Here is a 14214-nt window from a genome sequence, read left to right as displayed (position 1 = left end):
TATAAGAAAGTATAAGTTTTTGTAACCTTATATCTATACTTATATTTCATCGGTAAACGCGCCTGTCCAAAGGACGGCGAAGCCGTTTATCCTTGAAATTTAGGCTCAAAACTAGTACTTTTTTTAAAAAATCCAAAAGTTAGGATAGAAACTTGCTAGATTTTGGGGTAATATGTAGGTGGAGTTCGACATACATAGTAGATAACAGAACATTTTAGGAGGAAACGATGAAGAAGACCAAGCAATTTATTACGATGTTTTTAGCTGCCATTCTAGTTATGGGATTAGCAGCAGTGCCTGTAAGTGCAGCAAAGCTTAAAGGCGAGGTATTCAACCTGATTAACGAAGAGACAGGCTATCAAATAGTTGTTCCAGGCTTTATTGAACAGGCAACTTACGAAATATATGATGAAGATGGCGAGGCATATGAGTACGATGTAATCGTTGTTGAAAAGCCAAAGAAAAGCGCAAATGGCACGTACCAGCTGTTTGAAGTAATAACAGATGACAAGCAGGCGTACACGCTGGAGTCTCACCCTGAGGGCTTTAACGCGGGAATTCTTGAAACCTATCAAACTAAATTCAGCGATGGCAGTGCTATTTTTAGCCCGTCTTATTTTAATAAAGAGGGTCTGGATGTTTTAGAAGATGATATTTTCTTTTTTGGATTCTATGTTTTCGATAAAAATAATGAAGTAGTGTTTGACGTATACGATCTTAATTTTGTATTCGAAACGCCAGCGGAAGCAGTGAAGGAAAAGGCTGCTAATCCGACCTCCTCCAAGGTCGTTATTAATGGCGAGCAGGTTGCGTTTGACGCTTACAGCATCGAAGGGAACAACTACTTCAAGCTGCGTGATCTGGCAGCTGCAATCAATGGCTCTCAGAAGCAATTTGAAGTAACTTGGGACAGCGAGAACAATGCTATTGAGCTTCTGTCAGGCAAAGCATATACGAAAGTCGGCAATGAGCTGGCAACGACCAAAAATCCGACTGCGAAAAAAGCCGCGCCTACGAAATCGAAGATTTATCTTGACGGCGCAGAGCTAGAGCTGGTTGCTTACAAAATTGACGGCAATAATTACTTTAAACTTAGAGATATAGCAAGCGCGCTAGATTTTGGCGTGGATTGGGATGCTAAGCTCCGTACAATTGCAATTGATACTTCTATAGGCTACACGGAAGAGCAAAAATAATTGTATGAGGAGGAGAGTGTATGAGTGAGCAGTTTCAAGATGAGAATCTAGTTATACTTAATAATAACAACAATAATAATAAGCCAGCTGCTGCTGTTGATATCCAATTAATTATTAAATTGCTCAAAAATCCTTTTGAAGCCTTGAAGCTGGATGGAAAAAAAGACTTCCTTTACGGATTAATCGGTATGGGCGCATCGCTTGTCGGTTACATCGTGTTAGTATTGGCGGTCAGCAGCTATTTGAAAGGTATATTTTTCAATCCGCTTGCGGCCTTAACAGGAGTAGGATCGGGAACAGGTGTTTTTATAGGCAAAATGATTTTGCTTGGTATTTTATCGCTGCTTTCTCTGTTCTTCTCGCTATGGCTCATTAGCCTGTGGAAGGGGCAAGAGAGCCAATCGATTCAGGCGCTTATTACGAAGCTGGGCGCAATGCAATATTTGTCCGGTGTCGGATTTATTGTTGCCGGCATACTTGCGTTTATGACCATCAAGCTGGCGTTGGCTATATTTCTAATTACATTGATTTCAACTATGATTTTTTCCGTTCAAGCTGCGTTCCAAATGTATAAAGTGAAGGAAGAGTCTTCTGCTTTGTACATTGTAAGCAGCGTAGGTGCTTATTTTATCGTCATGCTAATTTTAACTAGCATTCTAATGTAAACGATGCAGAGCGTCCGTGTCATGACAATGACAGGGCGCTTTTTTTTGTTATCGGCTAATGTCCAATCCTTGCTAAGGGAGCCTTAATCCGGCTCTCTTTTTTGAGTTTTTCGCTATTTTTGAACGTGATATTTGAATAAATTCATCCATTTTGAGACTACTGTCCAGCTCCTGTTCAGGCTAAGGTAGAAGTGCAAGGCAATGACCTGAATGTGAACTGTGAGGTTATTGCGTTGTGGATACAGCGCGTAGTGTAAATGAAGTGAAGGGTGAAACGAGAAGTGAAATTCGGAGATGGAGAAAGGAGTCGTGTGTAATTTGAGTAACGTGGATGGGACAAAGGAGCAGCTTGCAATTCATGGGGGCACAAAGACGAAGCAAACTCCGTTCGGCACAGGACAGCGTTTTGGTCAGGAAGAGCTGAAGGAATTGACTGAAGCATTAGAACAAGGCACACTGTTCTACCATTTGGGAGGCAAGGTTAAACGTTTTTTGGATAAATTTAATGAAATGCACGATGTTCGCTATAGTGTAGCTGCTTCTTCTGGGACAGCCGCAATCCATATCGCTCTGGGTACTGCCGGAGTCAGCGTCGGCGATGAAGTAATTACAAGCCCGATTTCGGACATGGGGACATTGATTGGAATTTTATATCAAAATGCGATTCCGGTTTTTGCCGACCTGAACCCTCATACTTATAATATGGATCCCATATCGGTCGAAGCGTGCATCACGTCTCGCACTAAAGCAATTGTAGTCGTTCATCTTGCCGGCAATCCATGCGACATGGATGCGATTATGGCGATTGCACGCAAACATAATTTAATCGTCATAGAAGATTGCGCTCAATCTTATCAAGCGAAATATAAAGGCAGATATGTAGGGACCATCGGGGATTATGGCTGTTTCAGTACGAATGATTTCAAACATATTTCGACCGGAGATGGCGGCATGGTGACCATCAATTCGGATGATGAGATGGATTTCTATCGCACACATGCATTTGCGGATAAAAATTACCATCGATTCGACAATGTTGTGATTAAAGATATTCAAAGCCTGGCTCCCAACTACAGGATGACGGAACTGCAAGGGGCTGTAGGAATTGCCCAGTTAGACAAACTAGAGTCAATCTGCCAGCGGCGCAGAACGCTAGGCGACAGAATTAGCGAAGGACTCAAAGGGCTCAAAGGAATTTCCGTTCATCATGTGGAAGCCGATGCAGAATGCAGCTATTGGTTCTATATGATGCGCCTGAAGCTTGATGAACTGTCTTGTACTAGAAGCGAGTTTTGCGAAGCTTTGATTGCGGAAGGAGTGCCTTGCGGCGAAGGATATATAGCCAAACCTTTGTATCTTCAGCCTCTTTTTCAACAAAAACAAGCATATCTGGGAAGCAGTTACCCTTTTGACATGACTGATACAAGCTATGAGCCAGGAAGCTGTCCGATTGCGGAGCAAATTCTGGAGACAGCAGTGAGAATGCCTGTTAATGAGTTTTATACGGATGAGGACATAGAGGATATGATCAGAGGCGTGCGCAAAGTAGCTTTATACTATCATTTATAAAGGAGATCACACAGATGAGAACAGCTGTCGTTGGCATATTGATCGATCAACAAACTGCAGAAAAACATAGGAAATACGGCTTGAATGTTTTCGGGAATTATATAAAAGAAATATTATCTCATGTCGGCATGCCATACGTGCGGATCGATCACCCTGAACAAATAGCGGAGATTAAGCCGGATATTTTGGTTGCTGCGCTGACGGATGAAGATAAGAACACGAGGCAGCAATTGCTCGATTATGTGGATCAAGGCGGACATTTGATCAGCTATGCCGGTCTAAATGGAATGGCCAGCATACTAGGCTGCACAGAGCGCCAGCATCTGTCAGTCGGTTACGCCGTGTTGGAAGGCGAGATCGGTACAAGCAACTGGCATGCACTGCGCTGTCTAAAAGCCAGACCATGGAGCATTAACCCGGATAATGCGGGATTAAGGCAAGCGACGGGCAGTTTGCGCTCGGGCACAGCCCAAGGAGCGGAAGCCGGAGCTGTATTGCTGCAATTCAAGTATGGTCAAGGCCAGATTGATCGCTGGTCCGTCGACATCTTGCATACGATTGTAACGATGCAGCAGGGCATCGGCCCCGTTATAGATGATGGTGTTCCTGCCCCCGACGGCAGTGCGGCTGTCAACGATAATATACTAAAAGCCGACGATCGAATAGCTATGGACTGGGAGCTGGATCGCTCTTTCACAGAGAAAGGAACTCCTTACTTCGCTTACCCTTATGCAGATCTGTGGAGAGAACGGCTCATTGGTCATCTTTTGAAGAAAGTAACGTCATTAGGGCTGACACTTCCGTTTCTGGGATATTGGCCAGATGGAATTGACTATATCGCGCACATCTCTCATGACAGCGACCATAATATCGACAAAAGCGCAGCCACTACTCTGCAAGTGTTGGAGGAATGCGGTATTCACTCTACCTGGTGCATGATCGAGCCAGGGTACAGCCCGGAAATGTTCGATGCCATTAAGAAAGCTGGTCATGAGCTGGCTTTGCACTACAATGCTCTGGATATCGGCGGAGGACATTGGGACCAAGCCGAGTTTGACCGTCAGGCAGACTGGTTGAAACAAGCTGCTGATATGGATCAAATCATCTCCAATAAAAATCACTACACACGTTTTGAAGGTTGGGGTGAGTTGTTCGCATGGTGCGAAGCGGCAGGCATTAAAGCCGACCAGACACGCGGACCGAGCAAGACAGGCAATGTCGGATTTTTATTCGGCACTTGTCATCCTTACTTCCCAATCTCTTTGTTCGATGAAAACAACCGGTTCTATGATGTCTTAGAGATCGGATTTCTGACACAGGATTTAGACAATCCAAACGTTACGGACAGCAGTGTTCTCGTTCCTTTCCTGGAGCAAGTTAAACAAGTCGAGGGAATCGCTCACTTCTTGTTCCATCAAGTTCATATAGATAACTTGCCGGATGTAGCCGATGCTCTGCGTAAAGTGGTCAAAGAAGCGAAACAGCGCGGGTTTGTTTTCTGGACGAGCAGACAGATCAATGAATGGGAACGAGCGAGAAGACAAATTCGTATCCAGGGTCTAAGTGAAAACGGGCAGCTCAACGTAGAGGGAAGCTTAAGCAATGCTGTTGTTTGGGTTCCTCTTCCTGAAGGAGAAGCAATAGCTGAAGCTGGTCAGGCAGCCTTGAAATTTGGTGTTCTATGCCGCAAATATACAATATAAGAGGTAGTTCGAACTCGCACGATAACTAGCCCAAGGAGGAATTGAATATGAGCAAATTAGCAATTGCCGGGGGCACCCCCGTCAGAACAGAACCGTTTCCGGAATGGCCTTATTATGACGAGTTGGAGGAGAAACTGATTCTGGAAGTCGTTCGTTCCGGCAAATGGGGAGGAACCGGGCGAATTAAACTGCAGGAATTAGAGGATAAATTTGCTGCACTGCAAGATGCCAAATACGGAATCACCATCGTAAACGGTACGGTAGCGATTACGATTGCATTAATGGCTGCCGGAATTGAATCAGGCGATGAAGTTATTATGCCACCATACACTTTTATCGCTACTGCAACATCTGCTCTTATGTTCGGCGCCTTGCCGGTATTTGTCGATGTGGAGCCGGATACACTGCTGCTTGATCCTGAGAAAGTAGAAGCGGCAATCACACCTAGAACCAAAGCTATCGTAGCCGTACACATTGCAGGCGCTCCGGCGAATATGACCAGATTGAAGGAAATTGCCGCTAAGCATCATTTGAAGTTAATTGAAGATGCTGCACAAGCAGTCGGCGCCCAATGGGATGGCACTGCGGTAGGTGCGCTTGGAGATTTCGGTACATTCAGTTTCCAATCGAGCAAGAACATTAATGCTGGCGAAGGCGGTATTATCGTTACCAACAATGAAGCACTCGCTGATCGTGCCTGGTCACTGGCTAATGTAGGCAGAATCCGGGGCGGCGGCTGGTATCAGCATGAGGAAATCGGCTGGAACTTGCGCATGACAGAGTTTCAGGCAGCCATCCTGCTGGCGCAAATGACACGTCTCGACGAACAAATGCGCAAGCGGGAGCATAATAGCCGTTTATTAACCGAGCTTCTGGCAGATATTGATGGTGTCAGCACTATGGCAAAAGATGCCCGTATTACCAGACATGCCAATCATTTGTACATGTTCAGAATCGATCCGGTAGCAATCAAGCAAGAAAAGGCCGACATTTTGCAAAAACTGCTAGCAGAAGGCATCCCCTTATCACCTGGTTATGTGTCTCTTAACAAGAATAAAGCAGTCATTAAAAGCACGCAGAAATGGAGTGGCGAAAGCAGGCTCTATTCCTGTCCGAACAGTGAACGTGCAGAACAGGAAGTTTATTGGCTGCCTCATAACATGCTGCTGGCAGAAGAAAAGGATATGCACGATATTGCTATCGCGGTCAAAAAGGTACTTAGCACTAAATAATTATTAATGATCGATTATATCTAAACTGTAAGGAGATATTCTCGTTGATGGAAACACAAACAGATGAAATTATAAGACATTCGTTGCAAGAACTTAGCGATATGCCATCTTTCTTGCCGGATGTTACTGATGCCCATAGGAAACAGGTCTTTCAATCACTCGCAGCCATCTTGTCTACTCCCAACAAAGTACACAAGGCATTCCTGCGCATTCCACTGGAGAATGGCAATTTGAAGCGTATTCCAGCCTACCGCATTCAGCATAATGACACGCTCGGCCCTTACAAAGGTGGCGTTCGCTTTCACGAATCGGTTAATGAAGCGGAAGTAACGAATCTGGCTGCTCTGATGACATTAAAAAACGCACTTCATGATATTCCGTTCGGCGGCGGCAAGGGCGGCATTATTATCAATCCGCATGACTATACGAACAAAGAACTAAATCTGATCTGCAAAAAGTATGTGCAATACTTTAACGATATTCTTGGTCCGGACAAAGATATTCCCGCTCCTGATATGGGCAGCGGCGAGCGCGAGATGGACTGGATGATGGCGGAATACAAGAGTGTCAATCCCGGCAGACCGTATTTGGGCAGCTTCACAGGAAAAAGCATTGTAAGCGGCGGATCACTCGGTCGCAGGGAAGCTACCGGCAAAGGCGTTTATTTCACTTTCCGTTATATGCTGCATCATTTCGTGAATGATCAGCGCGATTGGCTTGCTGGCTCAGCCAACCGCTTCGCCCAGTCGCTGCTTGCGCTTGCCGATCAGCCCCGGCCGTTGACCGTGGCAGTGCAGGGCTTTGGCAATGTCGGTGCGGTTGCTGCTTTTGAGGCGCATCGTTGTTCCTATATCGATTCCAAGGTAGTTGCCGTAAGCGATCGCAATGTGACATTGTACCATCCCGACGGACTTCCCGTTGCCGTTCTGCAACAATATACAGCCAAGAATTGGGGCGACTTGCCGAAAACTGCCGAAGAACTTGCCGCACTTGGCGTAAATGCACAAATCTTGGAACGCGAAGATGTTCTCTATCTCGATGTCGATATCTTATTCTTGGCGGCATTGCAGGATCAAGTACGTGAGGACAATGTCGATTTTGTGCGGGCAAGCTTCATTGTTGAAGGAGCCAATGCGCCGATCACCGGGAAAGCAGATGCGGTACTGGCTGAGCGGAACATAATAGTTATTCCTGATATTCTGGCCAATGCAGGCGGTGTTATCGTCTCTTACTTTGAATGGCTGCAAGACCGCGAAACACAGTTTTACAGCGAGGAACAAGTCTACAGCTTGCTATTCGGCAAGATGGAAGGTACTTTGCACAGCATTCTGCCTGCCTTCTTCGCAGACGGATTAACGCTGCGGCAGCATTGCTATAAGCATGCCGTAATGAGACTGTCTACCGCGTTATACCGTCAAGGAAAGTTATTCTAGCAAATATACTTATAATTGAACAGGGGCTTCTCAAAAGTCGATCTCACGACTTGGAGAAGCCCCTTTCTGTAAGTTAACAACGTTCACCCCAGATTCTTCACCTTGGCGGTTAGCCGGTACTCGGATGGTGTTACGCCATGACTTTTTTTGAATACAGTATAAAAATATTTTTTATTCTCCCAGCCGACTATGTCTATAATTTCATCTACGTTATAACTGCTTTCCAAGAGCAGATGCTTCGCTTTATCCATGCGCACATTCGTAATATAACTGGACAATGAAATGGAGGTATACTCCCGAAACAATTTGTTCAAGTAGGCAGACGTCAAATTAATATAATCGGCAATGGCATGAGGTGATAAGTTTTTATCCTCGTAATGAAGCTCTACATATTTCATTGTATTGGAGACGATCAGTTCCGACTTCTCGTTCTTTTGTTTCTGCATTTTCTCCGTAATTTGCTTGAACAATGCCAAATATTCTTCTTTAATCTCCTCCAAGGTTTCTAGGGACTGAATATTGTTACTGAAGGAAATAAAGTCGATCTCAAAATGAAGAGAACTGTTGCGCTCGATCGCATTCAACGTCTGGAATACAGAAGAGGTAAGCAGTGACAGATAAAACATCATATTGCTGTAATGATATTTATACAACTGGCTCATAATGGAATTGAAGTGCTGTACGATGATAATCCAGTTTGCGGTTTTAATGCCGTCCAGCAAGTCTGCGATTGCTGTGTCATCGACATCCAGATCCTCCAGAGTGAATTGCTCCACTTCCTCTCGCTTGATCAGACAGCTATAGCCGTACACCATTCTGTAATTGGAAATATACAGTACTTGTTCGTACAGGACTGACAGCTGATGAATATCGATTATTGGACCAGCGATCGCGGCAGATACGGATAGACTGCCGTACTGTTCGTATTGCTGTTGAATTTGCCGTATTAGCCCTTCCAGTTGTCCCGGCAGCTCACCGCTCCCTTCTCCTTCCTGTTCCTTCACATTAAGAAGCGCCACAATATGATCCCCGCCCATATCTACTGCATCAGCCGTGAAATGCGGGCGAAACACCTCCACGGATATATTCGCCAGCGCATATTTCAATAATGAACGATCTGTCTCGTTGTATCGCTCACAAAACAAGCGATAACGATCCAAACGCAATAAAACAGCAATAACAGGCTGATTAGGGAGCAGTTGTACGTTAAACGCTTCGAACTGATCTGCTTGCACATTGTCTGCGGCAGCGTTGTTGTTTGAAAGCAGCTTCTTCAGAAAAATTTGATTGATTTGAAACATATGCTCTTTCTTGAATGATTCCAATGATTCCAGCTTATGATGGGTAGTCGCCAATGTTTGCGAAATATACTCTAGTTCATTGCCCGCCTTTCCTTCTGCCAAGGTAAAATTCCCCTTACCTCCTGTTAGGACGCCCGCCTGCTTCCGCAATGAGTCGATAGGCGAATACAGCCTTCTTGACAGCAAGAAGGTGGCAAGCAAACCAATTGCCAGGACAATAGAAGTAATCGTCAGTGTAATCGTTCGAACCTTTTGAATAGCACTTGCCACATACGCATACGGCGTAATATTAATCATTGTCCACTCCGGAGCATCGTAAGTCGCATAAGTAATAACAGACGGAACCCCGTCCACATCTGCCACGAAATAGCCCGACGACCGCCCGGATGAAAGTACGTTTCGAACATACGGCTCATCTGATAAATTTTGCAAAAATAAATCATTATCAGAATGTCCGATAACTGTGCCCATCGGATCGATAATCATCATATTGTTCCCGTTCAAGGAAGGCGACTCCGCGTAAGACAATAACGTATTAAAGAGCCAATCCCCCCGCACATTGAGAATGACAGCATTTTTGATTCGCGCACCCATGCCTGCATACTGCGGCAAAATATAAGTGTACGTGTGGACAAGTCTGTGTGGTTCCCATTCTGTATGCGGCATCTTTCTAGGAATCGGTATAAGCGGTTGAAATTGCGAATTCGCTAACATCTGCTCGATTTCCTGATCATAGAAGGAGCCTTGACGAATGATCGGATTAGGCCCGATGTTATAGTACATTTCCTGCTCACCATTGTAGATATAGGCGGAGATAAGAAATGGCGTGCTGGATAAGGATGCATCCAGAACTTTGATATTATTCAAGGATTGCATCAAGGTAACGTCTGTTCCATACATAAGCTGCTTTGCTTCCGGGCTATTCGTCATATACCAGGCGTAATTATTGACATAGTCGTTCACTTGCATGGCATGTTCAAATACTTGATTCATTAACTTTTCATTGGAAGAGTTGAGCAGCTCCAATTGGATATTGCGAAAATTAAAATAAAGAAACAACGTTAAAATCAGCACAATAATGGTAGTGAACAAAGTGATTTGAATAAACAGACCATGAAGATAGCGTTTTCTCATTTCTCTATCATCCTCTACTCTGTAGAATGTACACCAGCTCTTGTGCAATGTATGTTTTATTGTCGGGTACAGGTCGCATAAGTGTCAATATTTTTTGAGTACAATTGTTCAAAACGGACTAATTCACTAATTTTAAACCTGTAATTGAGATAAAATAACGTTTTTTTTGCCTATACGGAAAGTTCGTACTCGATTAATCTGAATTCTGCAACCACTTATAAAGAGAGGAGTTAGCACGCCTATGTCCAACCCAACTGCGCCGCCAGCCACTACTGCGCCGGGCAAATCCAGTCTTTCGAAGAGAAGTAGACTGATGAAGACGGTTTACCGCCATCGCTGGTACTACGTAATGCTGTTACCTGGAGTGTTATATTTTATTATCTATCATTATTTGCCGATGGGCGGAGCATTAATTGCTTTTAAAGATTACAACCTGCTGAAAGGAATTTGGGGGAGTTCATGGGTCGGCTTCAAACATTTCGAAACGATCTTCTCCACGCCTGAAATATATCGGACGATCAAAAACACCCTCATATTGAGTTTTTACCGTATTATCTTCGGCATGCTGCCCGACGTGGCATTCGCCATTATACTTAACGAAGTTCGCGTGCAATGGTTCAAGAGGACTGTGCAAACGATTTCGTATGGTCCGCACTTTTTGTCATGGGTAATTGTATACGCCTTGGCATTCGCTTTCATGGCTCCCGGCTCTGGACTAATTAACAACTGGATTACACAAAGCGGTGGGCAAGTCATTGATTTTCTGACGACCAAAGAATATTTCCGAACCATTCTGGTATCCACCGATTTATGGAAGAACACTGGCTACGGCGCCATTATTTATCTTGCTTCTCTGGCGGCTATCGATCCCCATCTGTATGAAGCAGCCGCTGTGGATGGGGCAAGCCGCTCACGGCAAATCTGGCATGTTACGCTGCCGGGAATCCGCAATGTATTCATTCTGCTGCTCATCATCCGAATCGGCCATATTATGGATGCCGGATTCGAACAAGTCTATATCTTCCTTAATGCAAGAGTATATGAAACCGGAGATATCATTGATACTTGGGTATTCCGGCGAGGGTTGGAAAATCTGGAATTCAGTCTCGCCACAGCCGTCGGCTTGTTCAAGGGAATGATTGGCTTGATTCTCGTTATTGGAGCAAATAAACTGGCCAAGCGAACAAGCGGTTCAGGAGTATGGTAGAGGAGGAGTAACATGTCATTCGTACTTCATAAAACAAAAAGTGATCGCGTTATAGATACGATCTTGTATATATTTCTAACTTTATTCGGACTGGCTACATTACTCCCAATCTATTATGTGTTTGTGATGTCCGTCACACCCATCGAAGTTGTATTGCAAAAAGGCGGATTTGTTCTGTTTCCTACGAAAATCACTTTCGAAGGCTTTGCCGCGATATTCGCCAGCAAGGTGCTTCCTCAAGCTTTGAAAATTACCGTTATTATTACGATTGTGGGCACAGCGATGAATTTGTTTGTATCCGCACTCACTGCTTTTCCCCTGTCACGGAAACAATTGCCGGGAAAAAATACGATTTTATTCATGATTGTGTTCACCATGTTATTTTCAGGCGGATTAATTCCCTTGTATTTGACGGTAAGCGCAACAGGCTTGCTGAACACGATTTGGGCACTGCTCATTCCGGGACTTGTAAGCGCCTTTAATGTACTCATTATGAAGACGTTCTTTGAGAACTTGCCGGAGGATCTGGAGGAAGCCGCCAAAGTTGATGGCAGCAATGAATTTTCCACACTGATGCTCATCATTTTGCCGCTCTCCAAGCCAATTATGGCAACGCTAGGGCTATTCTACGGTGTAAATCACTGGAATACGTATTTCGCCGGAATTATGTACATCAATAATCGAGATTTGCAGCCCATTCAAGTTGTATTGAGAAATATGCTGCAAGCCCAAAACGTCAGTCAGGAGCTGCTGGTGCAAAATCCTGCCATGATACAGCAGCTGCCACCGGAAACGATGAAAATGGCGGCAGTAGTCGTCACTATCATACCTGTTATTGCCGTATATCCTTTCTTGCAGAAATACTTCGTAAAAGGCTTCTTGTTAGGTTCTGTGAAGGGCTAATGATTACCAGATTTATATCGGAATGGCGATTGCCATGACGTTAAGGAGGTGAGGCCTAAACGAGACAAGCAATGCAGCAAGTGCGATAATATGAGATAGGTGTTCATCGACAAGAGGGAGGCAAAACAATGAGAAACAAATGGAAAACGATGTTATTGGCTGGCATGACGCTTGCCATGTTGCTAAGCGCTTGTTCAAGCACGGGAAAACCGGAAGATAAGGGTACAGAAGGCGGGACACCTAGCGCCAGCGCTCCTGCTAGCACGGCGCCAAGTCAAGAACAAAACAAGGAAGAAAAGAAAGAGCATTTAACATTGGAATGGTTTACGTTTGTAAACCAAGCGACCAGTAACTTGCCTAACGCAAGTGATGATTTTGTCAAGCAAGCCATTGAGGAACGATTCAATGTGACACTAAATATGAACTACATGCCTGTAGGAGAAGATTATAAGAAAAAACTAAATCTGCTGCTGGCGAGTAAAGATGTGCCGGACATGTTCACTACTGACGGACGTACATCACAAGAGTATATTTTGCAAGGCTTGACTGCAGATATGACACCGTTTGTTTCTCCCGAAACGATGCCGAATTACTTCAAGTGGGTTACTTTAGAAGAATTGGAACGTTATGCGATTGAAGATGTATTCGCCAGAGCACCGCTGCCATTCGCGAGAAGCATCTACCGTTCCTACTATATTCGTAAAGACTGGCTGGATAACTTAAATCTCGAAATACCAACCTCCTATGATGAATTAACCAATGTATTGAAAGCCTTTACATTCAATGACCCTGATGGCAACAAGAAGAACGATACTTACGGCTTTTCCGTATCCGCCGGAGGCAATGGCATGCCGTGGGATTTCCCGCAGTGGTATAATAATGGATTATTCCAGGCTACGGTGGTAGGTGAACAAGATCATATGTATCATGATAATGGTTCTGACCCATTGGCAGGAAAAGTAGTCGATGAAGTATTGGAGTGGTTGGACGCTGGCATTGTTGATCCTGACTGGTTCCTGAACAAAGGCATGGCTCATATCGACAAAGCTGCACAAGGGAAAATAGGCGTTGTAGTCGGAGTCGACAGAAATTTCGCTTTCGATTCCAATCCCACAGGTCTGCAAGCAAAAACAAAGTCGATCATTCCTGGGGCAGAATGGGTGCCGTTCAACCCTATTCCTGAAAAACCGCAATGGAGAGAAGGAGTAGCAGCATCCGCGTTTCTATTCGCCAAAACTGCAGCGGACACATCACCGGAGAAAGTAAAGCGCAGTATTGAAATATTGGATTGGCTGGCAAGCGAAGAAGGTTTTTTGATGACGCATTATGGTCTGGAAGGAAAACATTACACGCGTGATGGAAACAAGATTACATTGAATGAGGACGCTTATCAAAAAGATATTGTCGATAAAGGAAATTTCCTTGACGTATATCAATTCTTTACTCCGGACGAAGCGAATGTGTTAGGCTTGGAAATAATCGAGCCAAGCATGAGCGATCGTGATCGGGAAATTGTTGCAACGATCTCCACTTACCTTCATGACACTTACTATAAGGGAGTAAACACAAGCCCACCAGCAGGCTTTAATCTGGCGGACTTCCGTACGAAGATGTACGAGTACCACCAGAAGATGCTGTTTGATGATAAATCAGGAAGTAACTGGCCGCAATATCGGGAAGATCTGATGACAAGATATGGCGGGCGGAAGTTATTCCAAGCCTATGTCGAGCAAATTCGCAAAGCAGGATATGAACTAAAAGATTTTGAATAACGGCTAGTCTTACAGTATCTAATTAACACCTCCCGTATGCCAGAGTATGCGGGAGTTCTAAATTACATTTATTTGAAAGCGCTTCCTTAGATTAGGAGT

10 protein-coding genes are annotated in these 14214 nt (G+C 44.5%); 9 read left to right on the top strand and 1 reads right to left on the bottom strand.

Features of this window, described 5'->3' with window-relative positions; genetic code table 11:
* Positions 1-227 precede the first annotated feature (227 nt).
* The 6 genes from ACRRU2_RS10485 (at position 228) to ACRRU2_RS10460 (ending at position 7798) form a co-directional block, all read left to right on the top strand.
* Positions 228-1196, top strand: coding sequence for a stalk domain-containing protein (locus tag ACRRU2_RS10485; RefSeq protein WP_432501377.1), 969 nt, complete (start codon positions 228-230; stop codon positions 1194-1196).
* Positions 1197-1216: 20 nt separating this feature from the next.
* The gene (locus ACRRU2_RS10480) at positions 1217-1861 is read left to right on the top strand and encodes a hypothetical protein (protein WP_331699725.1); all 645 of its coding nucleotides are present in this window, start codon (positions 1217-1219) and stop codon (positions 1859-1861) included.
* A 327-nt stretch (positions 1862-2188) separates the two neighbouring features.
* Entirely contained in the window at positions 2189-3430 is a 1242-nt protein-coding gene (locus tag ACRRU2_RS10475; RefSeq protein ID WP_331699766.1) for a DegT/DnrJ/EryC1/StrS family aminotransferase, read from the top strand.
* A 14-nt stretch (positions 3431-3444) separates the two neighbouring features.
* The gene (locus ACRRU2_RS10470; RefSeq protein ID WP_432501375.1) at positions 3445-5133 is read left to right on the top strand and encodes a hypothetical protein; all 1689 of its coding nucleotides are present in this window, start codon (positions 3445-3447) and stop codon (positions 5131-5133) included.
* 47 nt (positions 5134-5180) lie between these two features.
* Positions 5181-6365 (top strand): DegT/DnrJ/EryC1/StrS family aminotransferase, encoded by a 1185-nt coding sequence (locus ACRRU2_RS10465; protein WP_432501373.1) that lies wholly within the window; start codon positions 5181-5183, stop codon positions 6363-6365.
* A 47-nt stretch (positions 6366-6412) separates the two neighbouring features.
* The gene (locus ACRRU2_RS10460) at positions 6413-7798 is read left to right on the top strand and encodes a Glu/Leu/Phe/Val family dehydrogenase (protein ID WP_432501371.1); all 1386 of its coding nucleotides are present in this window, start codon (positions 6413-6415) and stop codon (positions 7796-7798) included.
* Positions 7799-7881: 83 nt separating this feature from the next.
* Here the strand turns inward: ACRRU2_RS10460 and ACRRU2_RS10455 are convergent, their stop codons facing one another.
* Entirely contained in the window at positions 7882-10233 is a 2352-nt protein-coding gene (locus ACRRU2_RS10455; RefSeq protein ID WP_432501369.1) for a helix-turn-helix domain-containing protein, read from the bottom strand.
* Between the two features lie 241 nt (positions 10234-10474).
* Between ACRRU2_RS10455 and ACRRU2_RS10450 the strand changes: the two genes are divergently transcribed.
* The 3 genes from ACRRU2_RS10450 (at position 10475) to ACRRU2_RS10440 (ending at position 14115) form a co-directional block, all read left to right on the top strand.
* Positions 10475-11440, top strand: coding sequence for an ABC transporter permease (locus tag ACRRU2_RS10450; RefSeq protein WP_331699720.1), 966 nt, complete (start codon positions 10475-10477; stop codon positions 11438-11440).
* Positions 11441-11452: 12 nt separating this feature from the next.
* Positions 11453-12343, top strand: coding sequence for a carbohydrate ABC transporter permease (locus tag ACRRU2_RS10445; RefSeq protein ID WP_432501365.1), 891 nt, complete (start codon positions 11453-11455; stop codon positions 12341-12343).
* Positions 12344-12471: 128 nt separating this feature from the next.
* Complete coding sequence (locus tag ACRRU2_RS10440; RefSeq protein WP_432501363.1) at positions 12472-14115, top strand: extracellular solute-binding protein; 1644 nt, start codon at positions 12472-12474, stop codon at positions 14113-14115.
* The last annotated feature ends 99 nt before the right edge of the window (positions 14116-14214 follow it).

The sequence above is a fragment of the Paenibacillus sp. GXUN7292 genome (assembly GCF_050864975.1).
Taxonomy (GTDB): Bacteria; Bacillota; Bacilli; order Paenibacillales; family Paenibacillaceae; genus Pristimantibacillus.
This window is presented reverse-complemented; position numbering and strand designations above follow the sequence as displayed.